Annotated in this window: 18 protein-coding genes; 6 read left to right on the top strand and 12 right to left on the bottom strand. The window is 71.7% G+C overall.

Annotated features, from left to right (window positions below; translation table 11 throughout):
- Nucleotides 1-235 precede the first annotated feature (235 nt).
- From ACFVYN_RS36400 to ACFVYN_RS36390, 3 genes are all read right to left on the bottom strand, one after another.
- Nucleotides 236-1,966: a CDP-alcohol phosphatidyltransferase gene (locus ACFVYN_RS36400; protein WP_390006396.1), complete on the bottom strand. Its 1,731-nt coding sequence runs from the start codon at nt 1,964-1,966 to the stop codon at nt 236-238.
- A gap of 168 nt (nt 1,967-2,134) precedes the next feature.
- Nucleotides 2,135-4,072, bottom strand: a complete 1,938-nt coding sequence (locus ACFVYN_RS36395; RefSeq protein WP_390006395.1) for a glycogen debranching N-terminal domain-containing protein — start codon at nt 4,070-4,072, stop codon at nt 2,135-2,137.
- Complete coding sequence (locus ACFVYN_RS36390) at nt 4,069-5,547, bottom strand: hypothetical protein (protein WP_390006394.1); 1,479 nt, start codon at nt 5,545-5,547, stop codon at nt 4,069-4,071. Before ACFVYN_RS36390 ends, ACFVYN_RS36395 begins: the two co-directional genes overlap by 4 nt.
- Nucleotides 5,548-5,667: 120 nt before the next feature.
- Here ACFVYN_RS36390 and ACFVYN_RS36385 point away from each other — a divergent pair, with 120 nt between their 5' ends.
- Both ACFVYN_RS36385 and ppdK read left to right on the top strand, forming a co-directional pair.
- The gene (locus ACFVYN_RS36385) at nt 5,668-6,870 is read left to right on the top strand and encodes an ROK family protein (RefSeq protein WP_390006393.1); all 1,203 of its coding nucleotides are present in this window, start codon (nt 5,668-5,670) and stop codon (nt 6,868-6,870) included.
- Nucleotides 6,871-7,276: 406 nt separating this feature from the next.
- A complete protein-coding gene (gene ppdK, locus ACFVYN_RS36380; protein WP_390006392.1) occupies nt 7,277-9,997 on the top strand; it encodes a pyruvate, phosphate dikinase in 2,721 nt (906 codons plus the stop codon).
- Nucleotides 9,998-10,141: 144 nt separating this feature from the next.
- Here the strand turns inward: ppdK and ACFVYN_RS36375 are convergent, their stop codons facing one another.
- The 3 genes from ACFVYN_RS36375 to ACFVYN_RS36365 all read right to left on the bottom strand — a co-directional run bounded on the left by ACFVYN_RS36375 (nt 10,142) and on the right by ACFVYN_RS36365 (nt 11,927).
- Nucleotides 10,142-10,534, bottom strand: a complete 393-nt coding sequence (locus ACFVYN_RS36375) for an excalibur calcium-binding domain-containing protein (protein ID WP_390006399.1) — start codon at nt 10,532-10,534, stop codon at nt 10,142-10,144.
- A gap of 177 nt (nt 10,535-10,711) precedes the next feature.
- The gene (locus tag ACFVYN_RS36370) at nt 10,712-10,978 is read right to left on the bottom strand and encodes an excalibur calcium-binding domain-containing protein (protein ID WP_390006390.1); all 267 of its coding nucleotides are present in this window, start codon (nt 10,976-10,978) and stop codon (nt 10,712-10,714) included.
- A gap of 298 nt (nt 10,979-11,276) precedes the next feature.
- On the bottom strand, nt 11,277-11,927 hold the full coding sequence (locus ACFVYN_RS36365; RefSeq protein ID WP_390006389.1) for a LysE family translocator: 651 nt from the start codon (nt 11,925-11,927) through the stop codon (nt 11,277-11,279).
- Between the two features lie 110 nt (nt 11,928-12,037).
- Between ACFVYN_RS36365 and ACFVYN_RS36360 the strand changes: the two genes are divergently transcribed.
- Entirely contained in the window at nt 12,038-12,313 is a 276-nt protein-coding gene (locus tag ACFVYN_RS36360) for a hypothetical protein (RefSeq protein ID WP_390006388.1), read from the top strand.
- A 71-nt stretch (nt 12,314-12,384) separates the two neighbouring features.
- Here the strand turns inward: ACFVYN_RS36360 and nirD are convergent, their stop codons facing one another.
- Genes nirD through ACFVYN_RS36345 form a run of 3 tightly spaced genes read right to left on the bottom strand, consistent with a single transcriptional unit; the run spans nt 12,385 to nt 16,549 of the window.
- Entirely contained in the window at nt 12,385-12,735 is a 351-nt protein-coding gene (gene nirD / locus ACFVYN_RS36355) for a nitrite reductase small subunit NirD (protein WP_390006387.1), read from the bottom strand.
- The gene (gene nirB / locus ACFVYN_RS36350) at nt 12,732-15,335 is read right to left on the bottom strand and encodes a nitrite reductase large subunit NirB (protein WP_390006386.1); all 2,604 of its coding nucleotides are present in this window, start codon (nt 15,333-15,335) and stop codon (nt 12,732-12,734) included. Before nirB ends, nirD begins: the two co-directional genes overlap by 4 nt.
- Nucleotides 15,335-16,549, bottom strand: coding sequence for an NAD(P)/FAD-dependent oxidoreductase (locus ACFVYN_RS36345; RefSeq protein ID WP_390006385.1), 1,215 nt, complete (start codon nt 16,547-16,549; stop codon nt 15,335-15,337). Before ACFVYN_RS36345 ends, nirB begins: the two co-directional genes overlap by 1 nt.
- Nucleotides 16,550-16,968: 419 nt before the next feature.
- On the opposite strand from ACFVYN_RS36345, the gene cpt reads away from it, so the two are divergent.
- Entirely contained in the window at nt 16,969-17,514 is a 546-nt protein-coding gene (cpt, locus tag ACFVYN_RS36340; protein WP_390006384.1) for a chloramphenicol phosphotransferase CPT, read from the top strand.
- On the opposite strand, the gene ACFVYN_RS36335 is transcribed toward cpt, so the two are convergent.
- The gene (locus tag ACFVYN_RS36335) at nt 17,498-18,136 is read right to left on the bottom strand and encodes a class F sortase (RefSeq protein ID WP_390006383.1); all 639 of its coding nucleotides are present in this window, start codon (nt 18,134-18,136) and stop codon (nt 17,498-17,500) included. The two genes, cpt and ACFVYN_RS36335, sit on opposite strands and share 17 nt — an antisense overlap.
- A 112-nt stretch (nt 18,137-18,248) precedes the next feature.
- Complete coding sequence (locus ACFVYN_RS36330; RefSeq protein ID WP_390006382.1) at nt 18,249-18,770, bottom strand: hypothetical protein; 522 nt, start codon at nt 18,768-18,770, stop codon at nt 18,249-18,251.
- Between the two features lie 276 nt (nt 18,771-19,046).
- On the opposite strand from ACFVYN_RS36330, the gene ACFVYN_RS36325 reads away from it, so the two are divergent.
- Together ACFVYN_RS36325 and ACFVYN_RS36320 are read left to right on the top strand one after the other, a co-directional pair.
- Nucleotides 19,047-19,619: an NADPH-dependent FMN reductase gene (locus tag ACFVYN_RS36325; protein WP_390006381.1), complete on the top strand. Its 573-nt coding sequence runs from the start codon at nt 19,047-19,049 to the stop codon at nt 19,617-19,619.
- A gap of 81 nt (nt 19,620-19,700) precedes the next feature.
- Nucleotides 19,701-20,147: a VOC family protein gene (locus tag ACFVYN_RS36320; protein ID WP_390006397.1), complete on the top strand. Its 447-nt coding sequence runs from the start codon at nt 19,701-19,703 to the stop codon at nt 20,145-20,147.
- Between the two features lie 379 nt (nt 20,148-20,526).
- Here the strand turns inward: ACFVYN_RS36320 and ACFVYN_RS36315 are convergent, their stop codons facing one another.
- Entirely contained in the window at nt 20,527-22,182 is a 1,656-nt protein-coding gene (locus ACFVYN_RS36315) for a M4 family metallopeptidase (protein ID WP_390006380.1), read from the bottom strand.
- Between the last annotated feature and the right edge of the window lie 124 nt (nt 22,183-22,306).

Below are 22,306 nucleotides of genomic sequence, written 5' to 3'. Positions count from 1 at the left end.
CCCTTCTCGCCGTACGCGGCTTGCGGCCCATCGTGGCGCAGGTGACTGCAACCCCCTAGGGGCGCGGGGAACTGCGCGACCAGCCCCCACGGGCCCGCACCCGCCCGACAACCTCACCCGGCACCCCCTCAGGCGCCCCGTCCAAGCCCAGCGCAGCGGCACCGCGGGGAACTGCGCGACCAGCCCCCACCGGCCCGCACTCGCACGACAGCCTCACCTCGCACCCCGTGAAGCGTCACCCCTTCGACGGGTGCGGAGTAGAGCCGTACGCCGTCAGGAAGCGGTCTCGGAAGGAGCTCATCTTCCAGACCGGGGCGTTGTGCGCCGGCTTCAGGCCGTCCGTCCAGTTCCAGGACGCGATCCTGTCGAGCACCTTCGGGTCCTTGGCCACGATCGAGATCGGCACGTCACGGCTGGCGTTCTCCCCGCTGACCCGGGCGATCGGCTGGTGGTCGCCGAGGAAGACGAGGACTGTGTCGTCGCTGCCGTAGCGCTCCAGCCACTGGGTCAGTGACGTGACCGAGTACGAGATGGACTTGCCGTACTCCTGCTTGGAGCGGGTGGAGTCGGCGATGATGTCGGACGGTTTGTTGCCCGCCTTCTGGATGGCCTTGAAGATCGAGCCGTCGCCGAGCTCGTTCCAGTCGACCATCTTCGGGATGGGCGCCCACGGCTGGTGGCTGGAGGTCAGGATGATCTCGGACATCAGCGGCTTGTCGCGCTTCTTGCCGTGGACCTGGCGCTGGTAGGCCTCCAGGGCGTACTGGTCGGGCATCGTCGACCAGCTGAACTTGGGTCCCTTGTAGCCGAGTTGGAAGGCGTTGTAGACCTTGTCGAGGTCGTAGTACTTCTGCTCGGGCCAGCCCTTCTGGACGCCCGGCATCACCCCGACCGTGTCCCAGTCGCCGGTCTTCTTGAAGGCCTTGGTGAGGCTGAGGTGGTCGCTGGCCATGACCGTGCGGTAGCGCTGCTGGTTGTCGATCCAGAGGCCGGACAGGGTCGTCGAGTGGCCGAGCCAGCTGCTGCCGCCGTACGTCGCCGAGGTCAGCCAGCCGCTCTTCGCGTGGAAGCCGGCCTTCGCGAGGGCCGCGGTGCTGGTGTCGAGGGTCTTGTCCACGCCGGGCGCGATGGCCGGGTCCTCGACGGCACTGCGGCCGTAGCTCTCGATGAAGGTGAAGATCATGTCCTTGCCGCGCAGGTCGGGCACGAGCTGGGAGCCCGGTGTGTTCCCGAAGGCGTCGACCTTGGCCACCTTCGCGAAGGCCGCCTCGTCCCGCACGGTCTGCAGCACCTGCTGACCCTCGCGCGCGGTGAGCGCGGCGGTGTGCTGGGAGGCCAGCGGGACGCCGGCGATCTGGAGGCCGAGAGCGGAGCAGGTGACCCAGACGGTGGCGGCGAGGAGGGTTCCGCGGGTGGCGATCCGGCGGTCCAGGACCAGCAGGCCGCTCAGTCTGACCATCGCCAGCGTCATGAGGGACAGCAGCAGGAGTACGAGGACGATGACGCCGATCACGGCTCCGACCGCCACGGCCCGGCCCATCGAGTCCGCGACGTACGACTGCGCGTCGTCGAGCAGCTCCCAGTCCAGGACGGGGTTGAAGGGCCGCCCGAGGTAGTCGTTGAACCCCATGTCGAGCAGGTTCAGGATCGTCATCACCCCGAGCGCCGCGCCGGACACCGCGGCCACCACCACGCGGGGCCGACGCGGCACCGCGAGCATCACCGCCGCCCCGAGGATCGCCTCCGCCGGAATCCGCACGAACTCCCGCAGGTGCAGATGGGTGAGCTTGTTCGGCAGGAGCAGGGCCCCGAGGACGAGAAGGGCGGCGAGGATGTTGAGGGCCCAGCGGATATTGCGTACGGCCGTGGGGTGCGCGGTGCGCCAGGACGGCTTCCCGGCCGGCGGACCGTCCGTACCCGTCGCCTCGGCCTCGGGTGACGTGCTCTCTGCAAGGGTCTCGGACACCCGAGGGTCCTTCCGTACGGGTCCTGGGAGAAGGCGGATCCGATATGGGGTCTCGGATCCGCCACCGTCCCGTACGGAGGGCTCGGGCCCGGAGTTCACCGGTCGGGGCAAACACCGCACCAACGCTTGGTCAACGGCCGGATGCCGGCCCTCGGCCCGTCCCTTCGCTCACGCGCCTCCCACCGCCGTCAGCAGAGCCAGCGGTGCCGCGGCGGACCGGGACTCGCGCACGCACGCGTGCGGGTACGGCACCGGCTCGCCGTGGGTGTCCCGGCCGTAGCCCGCCAGCACCTCCGGCAAGCGGTGGCCGGTCGCCGTCGCCGCGTCCACCAGCCCGTGCGCCACCGCCCGCGCCTCGTCGTGCAGTCCGTAGCGGGCGAGACCGAGCGTGATCAGCGCGTTGTCGTGCGGCCACACCGAGCCCCGGTGGTACGACAACGGGTGGTACGCCGCCTGTCCGGCCGCCAGTGTCCTGACCCCCCACCCGGAGAAGAAGTCCGGCGCCAGCAGCCGCCGCCCCACCAGCTCGCCGTACTCCTTGTCGAGCAGGCCCGACCACAGCAGATGCCCGGCGTCGGAGGCCAGCGCGTCGACCTGCCGGCCCTCCCCGTCCAGGGCCAGCGCCGGGAACGAGCGGTCCGGCATCCAGAAGTCCCGCTGGAACCGGTCCCGCAGATCCGCCGCGGCCTGTTCGAGGAGCGCCGCGTACGTCTCGTCGCCCCACACCGTGCGCGCGACCGACGCGGTCCGGCGCAGCGCGTCGTAGGCGTAGCCCTGGGCGCCCGCCGCCATCACCGGCCCGCTCGCCCGCGTTCCGTCGGCGCCGCAGATCGCGCCGGGGGAGTCCTTCCAGTTCTGGTTGGCGAGGCCGCCCTGGTCGGAGCGGTAGACGAGGTAGCCGCGCGAGGTGAGGCCGCCGTGGTCGAGCATCCAGCCGACCGCGGCACGGGCGTGCGGCTCCAGGCGCCGGGCGAGCGAGACGTCCCCGGTGTGCTCCACGTACGCGCCGAGCAGGACGAGGAACAGGGGCGTGGCGTCGACCGAGCCGTAGTAGCGGCCGTACGGCACCTGCTCGAAGTGCGCGAGCTCCCCGTGCCGTACCTCGTGCACGATCTTGCCGGGCTGGGCCACGGAGGCCGCGCCGGTCTCGGTGGCCTGGGTCGCGGCGAGCGCGGGGAGGGTCGCGGCGGCCAGCTGGGGGCGGTAGGGGAGGGCGAAGAGCGCGGTGAGGAGGGCGTCACGGCCGAGGAGGGTGAGGAACCAGGGGGCTCCGGCGGCCGGGACGCGCAGTTCCTCGCCGTCCGGGCCGGTCGCCGGGACCTGGAGCGAGGCGAGGTCGGCGAGACCTCGGGCACAGGCGGCCGCGAGCTCCGGCCAGCCGGTCGGGAAGGCGACTCCCTCCACGAACTCGCCCTCCATCGCGAGGAGTTCGCGGTTCAGGGCGGCGGGGGAGCTCGGCACCCGGCGGGCCCGCCTGTCGCCGTGCGGGCGGGCCATCACCCGCAGGGTCAGCTCGGCCGTGCCGTGCGGCTCCAGGTCGAGCGTCCAGACCAGGCGCCTGGCTCCGGTGCCGGTCTCCTCCACACCGTCCGGGACGGGGTCGGATGTCACCGTCGTACAGGAACGCCATTCGCGGCGCTGGTAGCTGAACTCCACGCCGTCCTCGCGGACCTCGCGGAAGCGGGTCGCGCCGGTCTTCGGGTAGGTGCGGTGGTCGGAGCGGAGTTCGAACTGGTCGGCGAAGTCGGCGTCCGCGGTGACCGCGAGCCGGACCGTCGTCGGTACCGGGCGGTTGCTGGTGACCCGGAGGGACTCGACGAACGAGCCGTCCCCCACCGCCTGTTCGCGGAACAGGGTGTGCGCGGGGGGTTCCTGACGGCCGCCGCGCGGGACGAGGACGCAGCGCGCGGTGTCCCCGTCGGCGACCGGCGACAGGGCCTCCGGGACCGCCCCGTCGACCGTGAGCTGCCAGCGGCTCAGATGCCGGGCGTCCCGTACGAACAACCCGTCCGGTGAGCTGCCGTTCCGGACGCCGCTGATGTCCCCGCCGTCGCCCACGGCGGCGAACGTCCCACCGTGCACGAGCAGATGATGCCGATCCGTCATCGCCGGTCCCCTCCCTTGAGTTCCCTGTCCGCCGAGACTGTGGTGCCGTGCGTGACCGCGGTGCCGTGCGTGCCTGCGGTGCCGTGCGTGACCGCGGTGTCGCTGTGCAGCAGGTCGAGCGCGAGCGCGGCGGTCCAGCTGAAGCCGGTCGCCCCGCAGGCCTCGCCGGTGTACGGGTCGACGTACTCCGCGAAGTCGGTGGCCTCGGCGAGTTCGAGGACCGACTCCCGCAGCGTGTCGGCCTGTCGGTGCCTCCCGTGGGTGCGCAGCCCTCGCTCCAGCAGCCAGGCGGTGTTGAACCAGGCCGGGCCGCGCCAGTAGCGGTGCGGGTCGAAGGCCTCGCCGAGGAGGTCGTGGCTGGGGACGAGGCGGGTGGTGGTGCCCAGCCCGAAGTGGGGGCCGCAGACCGTCCGCACCAGCGTCGCGACGAGGTCCCGCGGGAGGCCGGGGAGCAGGAGCGGGATCAGGCCCGAGACTGTGCGGTCAGGGAGCAGGGCTCCGCGCCCGTCCGCGGCGGGCGCCCGCAGGTCCCGGCACAGGAACATCCCGCTCGCCGGGTCCCACAGCCGCTCCACCAGCGCCGCCGTGAGCCGCTCCGCGCGCGCGTGCCGGGCCGTGCCGGGCGCGCCCAGTTCCTCGGCGATCCGGGCGAGGGCGTGCTCGGAGGCGATGAGCAGGGCGTTGAACGCGGGGTCCTCGACGGCGAACGAGCCGCCGCCGTCGGCGTACCCGGCGTCCCGGTAGTCCGTCGCCAGCCGCACGTACCGTCCGTAGTCCAGGTCCGTCGGCCGGTCCTCGGCCGCCCCGTGGTCCAGGTCGGCGCGGCGGAAGGAGCGGGCCGGGGCCGGTGTGACGCGGGAGAGCGGGAGGTCCCAGGCCGGGCTGTTGTCCATACCCTGTTCCCAGGGGTGCACGACGGACGCGAGGCCCCCGCCGCCCAGGTCCCGGCGGTGCAGGAGATAGCGGTGCCAGGCGGCCAGGCGCGGGTACACCCGGGCCAGGAAGCCGCGCGACCGCGACAGACCGGGGTCGGCGCGGTGCACCAGCCACGCGGCCAGGGCGTGGACCGGTGGCTGCACGATGCCGGACGTCTGTACGGTGCGCGGGGCGCCCGCGGTGCGCCCCGCGGTCGAGGAGCGCCAGAAGTCGGGGCTCGGGAAGTACGCGTCGAGCGGGACGGAGGGGTTGAAGACGATGTGCGGGACACGTCCGTCGCCCCACTGGGCCGCCAGCAGGGTCTCCAGCTCGGTCTGCGCCCGCAGCGGCGAGAGGTGGCGCAGGCCGATCGCGATGAACGCGGAGTCCCAGGACCACTGGTGCGGGTACAGGCCGCGCGAGGGCACCGTGGAGGCGCCGGTCCAGTTGCCTTTCAGCACCCTCGCCGCCCCGACGTGCAGGGAATGTGACGAACCCGGCGGATCGTATGCGATCGAACGCGCCGCGGAACGGGTGATGAGCTGGGCAGTGCGATCCACTCGGGGCTCCCCGAAAGACGTATGGCTGACCGGTTCGGTCATGGCTACCGTAGGGTTACGTCTATTTAACACGCAAAACCCAGAATGTAATGCAGAGTTGAGAAACACAAGGGGGTGCGCATGACCGGACGGAGTCTGACCGGCGCCGGAGATCTGCTCGAGCTGGTCCGCAGCGGGCGAGCCGTCACGCGCGGAGCGCTCCAGCAGGCCACCGGACTGTCCCGGGCGACCGTCGGCCAGCGCCTGGACCGGCTGTTCCGCGCAGGCTGGCTGCGCGAGGGGGCCGGGGGCCCGGTGGACTCCCCGCTGGGCGGCCGCCCCTCCATAACCCTGGAGTTCGACGACGCCCACGCGATCGTCCTCGCCGCCGACCTGGAGACCCGGCACGCCCGCGCGGCCGTGCTGTCCCTGACCGGCGAGATACTCGCCGAGCACAGCGGCACCCTGGCCATCGAGGACGGCCCGGACGCCGTGCTCGGCGAGCTGGGCCGCTGGTTCGCCGAGCTGGTGGAGAAGGCGGGGCACCGGGCCGAGGAGGTCTGCGGGATCGGGCTCGCCGTGCCGGGCCCCGTCGACCTGGAGAGCGGCCGGGTGGTCCAGCCGCCGATCATGCCCGGCTGGGACGGCTACCACATAAGGAGCCGCCTCGCGCGAGCCTTCACCGAGCACACCGGGGCAGGTCCCCTCCCCGTGCTCGTCGACAACGACGCCAACCTCATGGCATACGGCGAACAGCGCACGGCTTACCCCGACTGCTCGGCGTTCGTGCTGGTCAAGGTCTCGACCGGCATCGGCGCCGGAGTCGTGGTCGACGGCTCGCTCTACCGGGGCATCGACGGCGGCGCCGGCGACCTGGGCCACATCCGGGTGCCGGCGGGCGCGGAGGCGCTGTGCCGGTGCGGGTCCTACGGCTGCCTCGCCGCCGTCGCGAGCGGCGGTGCCGTGGCCCGCAGGCTGGCGGCGGCCGGGGTGCCCGCGGCCTCCGGATCGGATGTGCGGGACCTGCTGGCGTCCGGGCATCCCGAGGCGGCGGCGCTCGCGCGGGAGGCGGGGCGGCAGGTCGGGGACGTCCTGGCGACGGTCGTGACCCTGCTGAACCCCAGCGTCCTGATGATCGCCGGGGATCTGTCCGGAACCTCCTTCCTCACGGGGGTCCGGGAGCTGCTGTACCAGCGGGCGCTGCCGCGCTCGACCGCCCACCTCGAGGTCGTCACCTCACGGCTCGGGGAGCGGGCCGGGCTGGTGGGTGCGGGCGCGCTGGTCGTGGAGCATCTGTACGCGCCCGAGCGGGTCGAGGAGCGGTTGCTCGCCATGGGCGTATGACGTCCGCGTTTCTGTCCGAAGAGCCGTCCGCATGGTGAAATCCGTGCGCCTGTGGCAGCGTGATTCTCGCCACCCTTGAGAAGGGAGGCGCTCGGATGAGCGGATCATGAGCGACTGCACTTCTCCAAGGGGTGGCACTGAGTGCCACCCCTTGATCGTTCATCGATCGAAATCAAGCGTGCGAATAGCCGCTCACGTGAGCGCCCCAGGCAGGTTATGAGGGACCGTGCGTTCAACAAGTGAAAACACCGGAGGCCTGTCGCTTGCCAAGCTTTGACTTTCGATCCGCTGGCGGACGGCTGGTTACGGGCGCATGACGCCCGATCAGACCTCCCCAGACGCCTTCGAACTGGGTATGTTCCTCGCCGTCAGGGCAGCCACCGCGTCCTCGAGGGAGTCGAGACCCGTGTCGGAAAACAAAGAACCTCACGTAGCGAAGTTCGTCTACGACTTCACCGAGGGAAACAAGGACCTCAAGGACCTCCTGGGTGGCAAGGGCGCGAACCTCGCCGAGATGACCAACCTGGGACTCCCCGTTCCCCCCGGCTTCACCATCACGACCGAAGCCTGCAAGGTCTACCTCGACAGCGGCGAGGAGCCGGCGGCACTGCGTGACGAGGTGAGTGCGCACCTCGGCGCGCTGGAGCAGCGCATGGGCAAGAAGCTCGGCCAGGCCGACGACCCGCTGCTCGTCTCGGTCCGCTCCGGCGCGAAGTTCTCCATGCCCGGAATGATGGACACGGTCCTCAACATCGGGCTCTCCGACAAGTCGGTCCAGGGGCTCGCCCAGCAGTCCGGCGACGACCGCTTCGCCTGGGACTCCTACCGGCGCCTCATCCAGATGTTCGGCAAGACCGTCCTCGGCGTCGACGGCGACCTCTTCGAGGAGGCCCTCGAGAAGGCCAAGGAGGCCAAGAAGGTCACGGTCGACACCGACCTGGAGGCCACCGACCTCAAGAAGCTCGTCACCGCCTTCAAGAAGATCGTCAAGAAGGAGGCGGGCCGGGACTTCCCGCAGGACCCGCGCGAGCAGATGGACCTCGCCATCCACGCGGTCTTCGACTCCTGGAACACCGACCGCGCCAAGCTCTACCGCCGTCAGGAGCGCATCCCGCACGACCTCGGCACGGCCGTCAACGTCTGCTCGATGGTCTTCGGCAACCTCGGCCCGGACTCCGGCACCGGTGTCGCCTTCACCCGTGACCCCGCCTCCGGCCACCAGGGCGTCTACGGCGACTACCTCCAGAACGCCCAGGGCGAGGACGTGGTCGCGGGCATCCGCAACACCGTCCCGCTCGCGGAGCTGGAGCAGATCGACAAGAAGTCGTACGACCAGCTGATGCAGATCATGGCGACGCTGGAGAACCACTACAAGGACCTCTGCGACATCGAGTTCACCATTGAACGCGGTCAGCTGTGGATGCTCCAGACCCGGGTCGGCAAGCGCACGGCGGGCGCCGCCTTCCGGATCGCGACCCAGCTGGTGGACCAGGGCCTGATCGACGAGGCCGAGGCGCTCCAGCGGGTCACCGGCGCCCAGCTCGCCCAGCTGATGTTCCCGCGCTTCGACGAGAACACCAAGGTCGCCCAGGTCGGCCGGGGCATCGCGGCCTCGCCGGGTGCGGCCGTCGGCAAGGCGGTCTTCGACTCGTACACCGCCGTCAAGTGGTCGCGTTCGGGCGAGAAGGTCATCCTGGTCCGCCGGGAGACCAACCCCGACGACCTCGACGGCATGATCGCGGCCGAGGGCATCCTGACCTCGCGCGGCGGCAAGACCTCCCACGCGGCGGTCGTCGCGCGCGGCATGGGCAAGACCTGTGTCTGCGGCGCGGAGGAGCTGGAGGTCGACACCAAGCGGCGCCGGATGACGGTCCCGGGCGGACACGTGGTGGAGGAGGGCGACCTCATCTCCATCGACGGCTCCAGCGGCAAGGTCTACCTCGGCGAGGTCCCGGTCGTCCCCTCGCCCGTCGTGGAGTACTTCGAGGGCCGGATGCACGCCGGTGCCAACGACGCCGACGAGCTGGTCGAGGCCGTGCACCGGATCATGGCGTTCGCGGACCGCAAGCGCCGCCTCAGGGTCCGGGCCAACGCGGACAACGCCGAGGACGCGATGCGCGCCCGTCGCTTCGGCGCGCAGGGCATCGGGCTCTGCCGTACCGAGCACATGTTCCTCGGGGACCGCCGCGAGCTGGTCGAGCGCCTCATCCTGGCCGACACGGAGGCCGAGCGCGAGGAGTCGCTGAAGGCGCTGCTCCCGCTGCAGAAGCAGGACTTCGTGGAGCTGTTCTCGGCGATGGACGGCCTGCCGGTGACGGTACGGCTGCTGGACCCGCCGTTGCACGAGTTCCTCCCGGACATCACCGAGCTGTCGGTCCGCGTGGCCCTGGCGGAGTCCCGTCAGGAACCGCACGAGAACGAACTGCGCCTGCTCCAGGCGGTGCACCGGCTGCACGAGCAGAACCCGATGCTGGGCCTGCGCGGCGTACGCCTCGGTCTGGTCATCCCCGGCCTGTTCACCATGCAGGTCCGGGCGATCGCCGAGGCCGCGGCCGAGCGCAAGGCCGCGAAGGGCGACCCGCGCGCGGAGATCATGATCCCGCTGGTGGGCACGGTCCAGGAGCTGGAGATCGTCCGCGAGGAGGCCGACCAGGTGGTGGCCGAGGTCGAGGCCGCCACGGACACCGAGCTGAAGCTGGCGATCGGCACGATGATCGAGCTCCCGCGCGCCGCGCTGACCGCCGGTCAGATCGCGGAGGCGGCGGAGTTCTTCTCCTTCGGCACGAACGACCTCACCCAGACGGTGTGGGGCTTCAGCCGGGACGACGTGGAGGCGAGCTTCTTCACGGCGTACCTGGAGAAGGGCATCTTCGGCGTCAGCCCCTTCGAGACGATCGACAAGGACGGCGTCGGCTCCCTGGTCAAGCTGGCCGCGGAGGCGGGCCGCAAGACCCGGCCCGACCTCAAGCTCGGCGTCTGCGGTGAGCACGGCGGCGACCCGGAGTCGGTCCACTTCTTCCACGAGGTGGGCCTGGACTATGTCTCCTGCTCGCCGTTCCGTATCCCGGTCGCCCGCCTGGAGGCGGGGCGCGCGGCGATCACGGCGAACGGAAGCGACCACCGGTAGACCGCTGAGGACCACTGACGGCCCCTGGAACCCCGGATCCGCCGCCCGTCCCCGACCCTCATCCGATGGGCGGCGGTTCCGGATCACGAAGAGAGGGGGCGGCACCCTGTGCGGGGGTGCCGCCCCCTCTCCCGTGTCCGCGCCTCAGCGGGTGGCGCGGCGCCTGCGGGCCGACGCGACCAGCGCACCGCCGGTGAGCAGGACGGCCGAGCCCGCGGCGGCGACGTACACGGTGGTGTCGCCCCCGCCGCCGGTCTCGGCGAGGTGCGTCCCCTTCGTGCCGGTGTCCGCGGCCGCCTTGTCGTCGTGGGCCCTGAACCCCGCGGGCGGCCGGTCGCAGGCGATGCCGTCGCCGTCCCGGTCGAGATGGCTGCCGTAGTGCTCGTCGCCCTTGGGGATGTTCGCGTGGCCGGCGGCGTACGCCTCGGTGCAGTTCTCGAACGGGTGGTCACCGTCGTGTGCCGAGGCGGCGCCCGGCAGCACGGCCAGCGCCAGCGCGGCGACGACGACGGCGCCGGGCTTGCGGAGCAGGTTCACAGCAGGTTCCTCCGGGTTCATGGTGATATCCGCGTGCATGATCAAGAAGTGACGATCAGCCGGATATGAGGTGACGAACCTAGTGAGGCGCGGATGCCGTGTCGGCGACATGAGAAACCCGTGATGCGAACGTGACGTGACCGGACGGTAGCTCTCCGCAGGCCCGGTGCCGACGGTTCAGCTGTCGCAGGCCACCCCGTCGTTGTCCCGGTCCAGGTGGGAGGCGTACCCCGGCTCACCGCGGTGGATCGGGGCGGCACCGGCGGCGCGCGCCTCGGAGCAGTTGGCGTAGGAGACGCTGTCCGAGCCCGGGTCGGACCCGGAGCCGATGTCCGCCTCGGCCTGTGCCGTGACCGTCCTGGTGACCTTGACCGTCCTGGTGGTGGTCACGGTGGGTGCGGGTTCCGCCTTGGGGGTTGCCGTCGCCGTCGCCGTCGTCGTCACGGTGACGGTCGGCTGCGGTTTGGCGGCGGCCGGCTTGGCGTCGTTCGTCGTCCTGTCCTGGTCGCCGCCGCCTATGCCGACGCCGAGGAAGAGGGCGAGCGCGAGGGCGGGCAGGACGTACCGCTTGCGAGCCCACTTGGGGGCGGGCCGGGAAGCGGACGGCGGCGCCGGTGGCGTCGGCTGCCACGGCGGCGTGGGCTGGGTGTTGTACGGGTTGGCGCTCGTAGGGTGGGTCCATGTCGGGCTGGAGTGCCGAGGACGTTCCCGACCGGAGCGGACGTCTGAGCCCTCAGCCCCTTCAGTCCTTGCGGCCGGTCACCGCGACCGTCACACCCAGCCCGATCATGGTCAGTCCACCGGCCCCGCCCACCAGGGACAGACGGCGCGGCGAGCGGGCGAACCAGCCCCGCGCGGTCGCCGCGACCAGCCCCCACACGGCGTCGGAGACCAGCGCGATGACGTTGAACACCAGCCCGAGCAGCAGCATCTGCGCGGCCACGTGTCCCTGGCCGCGGTCCACGAACTGCGGCAGTACCGCGGCGAAGAACACGATGGTCTTGGGGTTGGTCACACCGACCGCGAACCCCTCCCCGAACGTGCGCAGACCGCCGTGGCCCGCCGCGGCCGCCGCCACGTCCTCGGCGAACGCCGCGCGCAGCGACCCGCGTCCGCGCCACGCCTTGACGCCCAGGTACACCAGGTAGGCGGCACCGGCGAGCTTGAGGGTCGTGAAGACCAGCACCGAGCGCTCCACGACCGAGCCGACCCCGAACGCTACGGTGAGGACCAGCACGTACGCGCCGACCGTGTTCCCGGCCACCGTGGTCAGGGCGGCACGGCGGCCCTGCGCGAGCGCCCGGCCGATCACGAACAGCACGCTGGGTCCGGGGATCACGATCAGCAGGAACGACATGGCCGCGAAGGCGAGAAGACGGTCGGTGGGCAGCATGCGGCCCATGCAAGCACGGGGGGCTCACGCCCTCCAGCGGATTTCCGCCGACGTACCCCGAGGCGGGGTGCCGCCGCACTCGTCACGGTCTCCCGAGGAACGAGGAGTAGGTGACCGACCGTACGGAGATCGTGGCCGGACTGCGCCGGCTCGGCGAGGAAGGCCGTCCGGCCTCCGAGGCCGCGCGCTGGGTGATGCGGGAGACGGGGGACGACTTCAAGATCTTCCAGCTCATGGTCCACTTCTTCAGCGCCTGCCACGTCCCGGTGGAACGCCTGCGGGAGATGGAACGCTGGGAGGGCCTGGGCACCGGAGGCGCCCTCACGGACGCGGAACTGGACGCGATCGTCGGCCCGCTCGTGGTCCGGGAGACACCGCCGTCCTGACGGGACGGCGACGGCACGGATCCGGGCGAGGGGCGGTCACCGAACGGTGACCGCCCCTTCCGCGTCCGGTGTTAAGCCGCCCGCACCTCGTACGTCGTGATCCGCACCGACTCGTCGTCCAGGCACTGCCCGGTCTCCAGGTCGAACCGCTGCTTCAGCAGCGGGGAGGCCACGAACGGGCGGCCCTGGTGGGTGCCGGTCAGGCCGCGGGAGAGGACCGCCGCCCCACCGAAGGGGTCGCGGTTGTCGACGGCGTACAGATTGCCCGCGCGGTCGCGGAACAGGGCTGCCTGGCGGCCGTCGGGCAGCAGGGCCGCCACTCCCCGGCCGGGGAGCAGCCGGGCCAGCTCGCAGACCGCGAACCAGTCGCCGTTCAGCTGGAGTTCGACCTTCAGATCGGTGGTCTCGGGTGCCAGGGTCATCGCTGGGCGCTTCCTTCCAGGGGACGGTGGCCGATGGTCAGCAGCGGCAGGTCGGGCTTGATCTGCTCGCGCTCGGGGACGAAGCCGACGACCGGGTCGGGGGTGTCCGGGGCGTTCACGAAGGACACGAACCGGGCGAGCTTCTCGGGGTCGTTGATGGTGGTCGCCCACTCGTCGGCGTAGTGCGCCACGTGGGCCGTCATCAGGGACTCCAGCTCCTCGCAGATGCCGAGGGAGTCCTCCACGACCACGTCACGGACGTGGTCCAGGCCGCCGGGGATGCGCTCCAGCCAGGTCGAGGTGCGCTCCAGCCGGTCCGCGGTGCGGATGTAGAACATCAGGAACCGGTCGATCAGCTTGATCAGTTCGGCGTCGGTGAGGTCCTGGGCCAGCAGGTCCGCGTGGCGCGGGGTCGCGCCGCCGTTGCCGCCGACGTACAGGTTCCAGCCGCTCGCCGTGGCGATCACGCCGAAGTCCTTCGACTGGGCCTCGGCGCACTCGCGGGCGCAGCCGGAGACCGCCGACTTGAGCTTGTGCGGGGAGCGCAGACCGCGGTAGCGCAGCTCCAGGTCGATCGCCATGCGGACCGAGTCCTGGACGCCGTAGCGGCACCAGGTCTGGCCGACACACGACTTCACCGTGCGCAGCGACTTGCCGTAGGCGTGGCCGGACTCGAAGCCCGCGTCCACCAACCGGGTCCAGATCAGGGGGAGTTGTTCGACCCGCGCGCCGAACATGTCGATCCGCTGACCGCCGGTGATCTTCGTGTAGAGGCCGAAGTCGCGGGCGATCTCACCGATCACGATGAGGCCCTCGGGGGTGATCTCACCGCCGGGGATGCGGGGGACGACCGAGTAGGAGCCGTTCTTCTGGATGTTGGCGAGGAAGTGGTCGTTGGAGTCCTGCAGGGCCGCCTGCTCGCCGTCCAGGACGTAGTTGCTCGCGCCGATCGTCGGGGCGAGGGAGGCGATGATCGAACCGACGGCCGGCTTGCAGATCTCGCAGCCGTCGCCGCCCCGGGCGCCGTCGCGGCCGTAGCGGTCCAGCAGGTCCTGGTAGGTGTTGATGCGCAGGGCCAGGACGATCTCGTAGAGCTCCTCGCGGGTCTGCGAGAAGCAGCCGCACAGGCCCTTGTCGACCTCGACGCCGGACGCCTCCAGCTCGGCGGTGACCAGCTGGCCGAGCACCTTGACGCAACTGCCGCAGGTCGTACCGGCCTTGGTGCACTTCTTCACCTCGGGCACGGTCGTGCACTGGTGGTCGGTGACCGCGGCGCGGATCGTGCCCTTGCGGACGTTGTTGCAGGAGCAGATGATCGCGTCGTCCGGCAGCGCGGTCGGGCCGAGCTGGACGGACTCCCCGGCCCCGGCCGGCAGCACCAGCGACTCGGGCGCGACCGGCGGCACCGAACCCGTGAACGCCTTCAGCGTGCCGTACGCCTCCGCGTCACCGACCAGGATGCCGCCGAGCAGCGTGCCGTCCCGGCCGATGACCAGCTTCTTGTACAGGCCCGAGCGGGAGTCGGAGTACACGACGTCCAGGCAGTCCTCGGCGGTGCCGTGCGCGTCACCGAAGGACGCCACGTCCACGCCGAGCAGCTTGAGCTTGGTCGAGAGGTCGGCGCCCAGGAAGGAGGCCTCGTCTGAGGCGATGGTCGCCGCGGCCGTCTCGGCCTGCTCGTAACCGGGGGCCACCAGGCCGTACACCCGGCCGTCGGCGGCCAGCGCGCACTCGCCGATCGCGAAGACGTGCGGGTCGGCGACGGTACGGCACTGCTCGTCGACCGCGATGCCGCCGCGCTCGCCGACCGTGAGGCCGCAGTCGCGGGCCAGTTGGTCGCGGGGGCGGACACCGGCGCTGAACACCACCAGATCGGTGGCGAGTTCGCTGCCGTCGGAGAGCTTCATGCCGGTGACGGCACCGCTCTCGTCGACGACGATCTCCTGCGTGCCCACCCCGGTGTGGACGCTCAGGCCCATGTCCTCGATGGTCCGCAGCAGTGCCGCGCCACCGCCCTCGTCGACCTGCACCGGCATCAGCCGCGGCGCGAACTCCACGATGTGGGAGGTGAGTCCGAGCCCCTTCAGGGCACCGGCCGCCTCCAGGCCGAGCAGACCGCCGCCGACCACGGCACCGGTGGTGCGGGTCTTGGCGTACTCCTCGATGGCGAGGAGGTCCTCGATCGTGCGGTAGACGAAGCAGCCCTCGGCGTCCTTGTTCGGGACCGGCGGCACGAAGGGGTAGGAGCCGGTGGCGAGGACGAGGGTCTCGTACCCGAAGACCTGCCCGGACCGGGCGGTGACCTTCTTCGCCTCGCGGTCGACCGCGACGGCCGGGTCGCCGACGTACAGCTCGATGCCGTGCGTCTCGATGAACTCCATGTCCGTCACGGACAGTTCCTCGGGCGTCCTGCCCGAGAAGTACGAGGTGAGCGCGACGCGGTCGTACGCGGGACGCGGCTCCTCGCACAGCACGACCACGCGGTGCGTGGCGGTCATGCCGCGCTCGGCGAGGGCTTCGAGGAAGCGCTGGCCGACCATGCCGTGGCCGACGAGCACGATCGTGGGGGTGGCCTCCATGGCCTCCGGGTGGGCGGTCATCAGGAGCCTCCATCGTTGGTGAGCAGGTGGAGCAGCGGTCCGCCGTCGGAGGGCAGCGGCTCTGCTCCCTCCCAGGCGCGGGCGAGCGCGCCGACGGTGCCGAGTTCGCCGACGAGGACCCCGCCGACCAGGCGGTCGTCGCGGACGACGACCTTGCGGTAGGTGCCGCGGGTGGCGTCCGCGAGCTGGACGACGTCGTCGCCCGGGAGCGCCTCGGTCTCGCCGAACGCGGCCAGGTCGAAGGCGGTCTGCCCGGCGAGCGTGAGCCGGGTCAGCGAACGGGTGCCGGTGTAGCGGGCGTTCGTCCGGCCGGCCAGGAACTCGGCGAGCACGTCGGCCTGTTCGAGGGCCGGGGTGGCAAGCCCGTAGACGTTGCCGTCGTGCTGGGCGCAGTCGCCGATCGCGTGGATGTACGGGTCGGAGGTGCGCAGTTCGTCGTCCACGACGATCCCCTTGCGCACCTCGAGGCCCGCGGTCTGCGCGAGGCCGACACGGGGGTGGACCCCGCAGGCCAGGACCACGATCTCGGCGTCCAGGGCGTATCCGTCGGCCATCTCGACCGAGCGGACCGCCCCGCCGACGCAGCGCACGTCCCGCACGCGCAGATCGGTGTGGACCTCGACGCCGAGGTCCCCGAGGTGGCGCCGGACGAGCTTGGACGCGCTCGGGTCGAGCTGGCGCTCCATCAGCCGCTCGGACTGCTGGGCCAGTATGACCTGGGCGCCGCGCTGGGCGAGCGCGCGGGCCGCGGAGACCCCGAGGAGCCCGCCGCCGATCACGACCGCCTTCACTCCCGGCCGGACCGCCTCGGAAAGGCCCAGGCAGTCGTCCATGGTGCGGAAGGCGTGGACGCCCCGCGGCAGCTCGTGGTCGGGGGTGAACAGCCCGCGCAGCGGCGGCAGCACCGGGTTCGAGCCGGTGGCCAGAACCAGTCGGTCGTATGCGATCTTCGAACCGTCCGCGCACTCGACGGTCCGTGCCCCGCGGTCGATGCCGGTGACCCGGGCACGGGTCAGCGCGGCCGGCGCCGGGAGCGCGATCACCTCGGGGGTGTACCGCCCGGCCAGCACCTCGGCGAGGAGCACCCGGTTGTACGGGCGGTGCTCCTCCTCGCCGATCAGCGTCACGGGCGTGCCGAGCTCTCCGAGCCGCCGGGCGAGCCGGACGCCCGCGAGCCCGGCGCCGATCACCACCACACGCGTATTCGAGGTCATGTCCACGAGCGTGCGTTGCGGGTGTTACCCGACCGCATCACCTCTGTTTCCCGCGGGGAACGCTGCCCTCAGCTGGGGCCGGGGGCGGGTGTGAGGGTTCGGGGCGGGCGGCGGGGCTGCGCTGTGAGGACTTCGTCCCCCGGGCGGGCATGGTGGGTGGGACCTGCATGTATCCCGTCCCGCGGGGCCGCGATCACGCCCGACGGGCCGCTGACCGCGATCCGGTCCCAATGCCCGGCCTCCCGGCCGCCCGGATCGTCGGCTGCCATACCGACGCGGGAGGACCGACGATGTCCGCTCGACCAAGTGCCGTCCGATGGCAGTCGGCCGCCGCGCCGGCCGTCCTGGGGGCCGTCGTCTCCGCGCGGGGCGCGGATATTGCGTACGAACAACGGCTCGCCCGGCGCTACCGTGACGCCGTGACGACTCAGGTGATCGTGCTCAACGGCGGCTCCAGCTCCGGCAAGACAGCCCTCGCCCGCTGCCTTCAGACCGTGCTGCCCGACCCGTGGCTGGCCTTCGGCATCGACGACTTCGTCGACTCGATGCCCCCGGTCCTCCAGGCGTCGGACGCGGGCCTGGAGGTCACCGCGGACGGCGGGGTGAGCGTGGGGGCGGACTTCACGAGGCTGGAGGCGGCCTGGATGGCGGGCCTCGCCGCGACCGCCCGCGCCGGCGCCCGGGTCGTCGTCGACGACGTCTTCCTCGGCGGCCCCCGCTCCCAGGAACGCTGGCGACACGCCCTGGCCGGACTGGAGGTCCTGTGGGTCGGTGTGCGCTGCGAGGCCGCCGTCGCCGCGGGACGTGAGACGGCGCGGGGCGACCGGGTGCCGGGGATGGCCGAGAAGCAGGCGGAGAGCGTCCACCAGGGCGTGGTCTACGACATCGAGGTCGACACCACCCGCACCGAGTCCCCGGACTGCGCGCGCATCATCGCCGAGGCGGTCGTCAGCGGTCACCCGTGAGGTGCGCGAACACCACCACGTTGCCCCGGTAACCGGTCGAGCGCGAGTAGCCCCCGCCGCAGGTGATCACCCGCAGCTCGGGCCGCTTCGCGGCGCCGTACACCTTCTCGTCGGGGAAGTTCCTAGCGTCGTACACCTCGACCGCGTCCACCGTGAACACCGCGACGCTTCCGTCGCGCCGGTCCACCTCGATCGCGCTGCCCTTCCGGAGGGCACCGAGGTCGTAGAAGACGGCGGGTCCGTCGGCGTTGTCGACATGCCCGGCGACGATCGCGGTGCCCGTCTCGCCGGGGGTGGTGCCGGCCTCGTACCAGCCGGCGAGGTTCTTCTTCGAGGCGGGCGGCACATCGAGGCTGCCGCTGGGCGTGAGGGCCAGGCCCATCAGCGGCGCGTTCACATGGATCGCGGGGATGCGGACGCGGTCGGGCGGGGACGGCGGCAGGGCGGGCGCGGCGGACCGCCCGCTGTCCCCGTCCGCGCGCGCCTCGGCGGCGGACGGCTGCGGCGGGGGGTGCGTCTCGGCGCCGCTGCGCAGCAGCCACGCGCCGGAGCACAGGGCCACCACGGTGACGCCCGCTATGGCGGTGTTGCCGAAGCAGCGGTTGCGGTTGCGGTTGCGCACAGGAACCTCCTCTACGGTCGGCCTGCCCGTCCCCCTCCGGGCCGCGAGGGGCGTCGGACCCGGAGGGGGAGGGGACATGCGGTACCGGCGGACGGACAGCGGAGGGTGTCCGTCAGATCCCGTCGCCTCTCGCCCGGCGATGCAGGAGCCAGGTACCGCCCGCGGCGGCGACGGCTAGAGCCGCCACGCCGGCCGCGGTCTGCACGGGATCGGGGCCCAGAGCGCCACCGACCCCCGTCTTCACACTTCCCCTGGGATACACCGGCTGCCGCTGGGACGTCAGCGTGACCACCAGGTCACCGGTCACCCGCCGGTCGCCCGCCGCGCAGGTCGCGACGATCTCGTACGTCCCCGGCTGCGCGCTCGGCGGCACCCGGAACTGCCCGATGGCGTCACCCTCGTGCGTGCTGGGCGCCAGCGTGAAGGTGCCCGCGCCCACCGCGCTGGCGTCGCCCGCCGCCGTGCCGCCGTCCCCGCACGCCGCCGTGTTCACGGTGACCTGCCCGCCCGGCACCACGGAGGACGGGACCACCTCGAGCCCGTCCGTGTCCCCGGCGTACGCGGGCGTACAGAGGAGGCCCGCGGCGGCGACGGCGAGCGCGCTGCCGGTCAGCAGGCGGGTGGTGGGGCGCATGGTGCTCCTTCGAGCTCTCGGTGGGTCCCTGTGCCTTCGAGGTAAGTGGCAGTGGGCCGAGTCCGCTTCCTGAGGGCGCGTCAGAAATGCGGTGAATGGGTGTCAGATCGCTCTGACACGGGCCGGTTCGGCCGGAGTTTCAGCAGGTCATCGCCGTGCGGCGGGCGGGCCGGCGAAGAGAACCCGAAGGGTGCAGGGTACGCGTGTGAACGGGTGATCCGGCGGCCGCGGTCCGTGCTTGACCTCAACTTTGGTCGAGGTATCAGGCTGTCCCTCATGCAGACAGACACCGCACCTCTCCGCGTCACCCTGGTCATCGGCAGCAACCGCCACGGCCGCTTCGGTCCCGTGGTCGCCGACTGGCTCCTCGACCGCCTCCGCGACCGCGACGACCTGGTCGCGGACGTCGTCGACGTGGCCGAGGCCGACCTGCCCATGTCCATGGCCCCGACCCTCTCGCCGCCCTCCTCCCTCACCCCGAAACTCGCCTCGGCGGACGCCTTCGTCGTCCTCACCCCCGAGTACAACCACAGCTACCCGGCCGGCCTCAAGAACCTGATCGACTGGCACTTCACGGAGTGGCAGGCCAAGCCGGTCGCCCTCGTCTCCTACGGCGGCATCTCGGGCGGCCTGCGAGCCGTGGAGCACCTGCGCCAGGTCTTCGCCGAACTCCACGCGGTGACGGTCAGGGACACGGTGAGCTTCCACAACGCGGGAGGCTCCTTCACCGACGGCCGCCTGAAGGACCCGTCGGGCCCGGACGCGGTGGCGAAGACGATGCTGGACCAGTTGGTGTGGTGGGGGAAGGTACTGCGGGAGGGGAGGACGGCGAGGCCGTACGGCGGGTGAGCGGTCTCCCACGGCAAGCCGCTGCACCGGTCAGGGCGTCGCGTCGGTGTCCCGTGTCGGCGCTACCGTGGGGCGATGGGCATGGAACAGCGCATCACCCTGATCACGCTGGGCGTCTCGGACCTCGCCCGGTCCAAGGCTTTCTACGAGGCCCTCGGCTGGCGCGGCCAGGAGGTCGCGGAGACGGTCTTCTTCCAGGCGGGCGGCCTGGGCCTGGTCCTGTGGAGCCGGGACAAGCTCGCGAAGGACTGCGGACTGGAGCCGGGGCCGGAGCCGGGGCCTGGGCCGGGACACGGCTTCGGCGGTATCGCCCTTGCTCACAACGTCCGCTCGGAGGCGGAGGTCGACGCCCTCCTCGCGACGGTGACGCAGGCGGGTGGCACCGTCACCAAACCGGCCGCGGTGAACGAGATCGGCTTCTACTCCAGCGCCTTCACGGACCCGGACGGCCACGCCTGGGAGGTGGCGTACAACCCCGGCTTCCCCCTGGCGGACGACGGCACGGTGACGTTGCCGGACTTCGGCTGAGGGCTCGCCGGAAGCGACCGGGGCGAGGTTCCGGCCCTGGACACCGGCGAGGGCGTGCCCGGCCGGGGCGCGGTCCGCGCGGTGCGCCGGGCCTCGGTGGGAGAGACGGACGAACCCGGCAGTCGGCCGAGCCGCTCGATCTCGTCGGCGAAGAGCGTCGTCGCTACCCGGTGCGGACTGCGGGTGCCGCACGCCGTGACCTCGCCGCGACCTCACCGCGTGACGTGCCCGGCCTGCCGTGAGCGTCCGGGCGGCCGAGGCCGCCGTCCGCGCACCATGCTCGCGCCCACGTTCGGCCTGGTGGGGGACCTGCCTCGTCCCACGGCTGCGGCCGCCCCGGAACCCGGAGCGGCCGCAGCCCAAGGCCGAGCGGGGAACGTCAGTTCACGTTCACCGCACTCCAGGCCGCCGCCACCGCGTTGTACTCCGTGCTGCCCGCGCCGTACAGGTCCTTCGCGGCGTTCAGGGTGGCCGTCCGCGCCCCCGCGTAGTTCGTCGAGGACGTCATGTAGACCGTCAGCGCCCGGTACCAGATCGCGCCCAGCTTGTCGCGGCCGATGCCGGTGACCGTGGAGCCGTTGGAGGTGGGGGAGTTGTAGCTGACGCCGTTGACGGTCTTGGCACCGCTGCCCTCCGCCAGCAGATACGCGAAGTGGTTCGCGACGCCGGAGGAGTAGTGGACGTCGAGGTTGCCGACCGAACTGCTCCAGGAGTCCGCGGAGTTGCCGTCCTTGGAGGGCTTGTCCATGTACCGCAGGGCGTCCCGTCCGAAGCCGGAGCGGACGATCTTCTCGCCGATCAGATAGTCGCCGGCATCCGAGGAGTTGCCCGCGTAGAACTCCACCAGCGTGCCGAAGATGTCGGAGGTCGCCTCGTTCAGCCCGCCCGACTCGCCCGAGTACGTCAGCGCAGCCGTCTTCGAGGTCACGCCGTGCGACATCTCGTGGCCCGCCACGTCCAGCGACACCAGCGGGCCGAGCTGCGTCCCGTCACCGTCGCCGTACGTCATGCAGAAGCAAGTGTCGTCCCAGAACGCGTTGTTGTAGCTGTTGCCGTAGTGGACGCGGTTGTAGGAGCCCTTGCCGTCCCCGCCGATCCCGTTCCGCCCGTGCACCTTCTTGTAGTAGTCCCAGGTGACGTCGGTCCCGTACTGCGCGTCCACCGCAGCCGTGGCCCGGTCCGAAGTCGCCCCCGTGCCCCAGTGGTTGTCGGCGTCGGTGAACAGGGTCGCGGGCGCCCGGCTGAAGCAGATGTTCAGGAAGCACAGGTCGGTCTTGTTCGCCGCGTCACCGGTGTACGTGTTCCCGCGCGTCGCGTCCTTGAGCTGGTACGTCGATCCCGACTGCGTCGTCTCCAGCGCGACCGTGCCGCTGTACAGCGACTTTCCGTCCCCGGCCGCCTGCTCGATGCTGTCCCACGCGTCGATCTGCGCACCCGTGCGGGCATCGGTGAGGACGGTGCGCGCGACCGGGTTGCCGAGGGAGTCCTGCGCGGCGGCGTCGGTCCGCCAGGCCAGCCTCGGCGCCCCGTGCAGCGCGTCGACGACCAGCTGCGGCTTGGCGGTCAGCTTCTTCAGCGTCTCACCGAGGTTGGCCGCCTTCAGCGCGTTCGCCGCGAGGCCGGCCGCCTTCGGGGCGGACAGGGCCGGGGTGACGCTCGACAGGGAGATCGCACTCCTCGTGGCGCGCGAGGAGCTCTTGTACGCTCCGCTCGGCGCCAGGTGGACCACGAAGTCACCGCCCAGCACCGGGAGGTGGCGGTACGTACGGTCGTAGCGGACGTGCTGCGTGCCGTCGGCGTCGACGATCACGTCACGGACCTTGGTGCCCTGGGCGGAGCCGAGCCCCAGCGCCGAGGCCCGGTCGGCCAGGACGGAGGCGGCGTTCTCGAGCGCGGTGGCCCTGGTCGGCCGGTCCGCCGCACCGGCGGCGGGGGAGAGGGCGGCGGCCAGCAGGGTGGCGGCGGTGGCGGCCACTCCGGCGGTGGCGAGACGACGGGAACGGGCACCTCGGACGTACGGCCGTATCCGACTCATCGGTCTCCTCTGAAAGGCGCCAACGGGGCGCGTGGGGGGTGGCGCGGACGTTGTCGAAGATTTAAGAGGTCATGACAAGCCGTGTCCATAGCGCGTGATGTGCAGATGCAGGGGAGGAGAGAAT

Source organism: Streptomyces sp. NPDC058307, assembly GCF_042880295.1.
Lineage (GTDB): Bacteria > Actinomycetota > Actinomycetes > Streptomycetales > Streptomycetaceae > Streptomyces.
This window is presented reverse-complemented; position numbering and strand designations above follow the sequence as displayed.

Excerpts from the sequence above, each read along its gene's own strand:
- ACFVYN_RS36330 (WP_390006382.1), bottom strand. The coding sequence starts at position 18,770 with ATGCGCCCCACCACCCGCCTGCTGACCGGCAGCGCGCTCGCCGTCGCC.
- ACFVYN_RS36365 (WP_390006389.1), bottom strand. The coding sequence starts at position 11,927 with ATGCTGCCCACCGACCGTCTTCTCGCCTTCGCGGCCATGTCGTTCCTG.
- ACFVYN_RS36395 (WP_390006395.1), bottom strand. The coding sequence starts at position 4,072 with ATGACGGATCGGCATCATCTGCTCGTGCACGGTGGGACGTTCGCCGCC.
- nirB (WP_390006386.1), bottom strand. The coding sequence starts at position 15,335 with ATGACCGCCCACCCGGAGGCCATGGAGGCCACCCCCACGATCGTGCTC.
- ACFVYN_RS36320 (WP_390006397.1), top strand. The coding sequence starts at position 19,701 with ATGGAACAGCGCATCACCCTGATCACGCTGGGCGTCTCGGACCTCGCC.
- ACFVYN_RS36345 (WP_390006385.1), bottom strand. The coding sequence starts at position 16,549 with ATGACCTCGAATACGCGTGTGGTGGTGATCGGCGCCGGGCTCGCGGGC.
- ACFVYN_RS36385 (WP_390006393.1), top strand. The coding sequence starts at position 5,668 with ATGACCGGACGGAGTCTGACCGGCGCCGGAGATCTGCTCGAGCTGGTC.
- ACFVYN_RS36325 (WP_390006381.1), top strand. The coding sequence starts at position 19,047 with ATGCAGACAGACACCGCACCTCTCCGCGTCACCCTGGTCATCGGCAGC.
- ACFVYN_RS36315 (WP_390006380.1), bottom strand. The coding sequence starts at position 22,182 with ATGAGTCGGATACGGCCGTACGTCCGAGGTGCCCGTTCCCGTCGTCTC.
- nirD (WP_390006387.1), bottom strand. The coding sequence starts at position 12,735 with ATGACCCTGGCACCCGAGACCACCGATCTGAAGGTCGAACTCCAGCTG.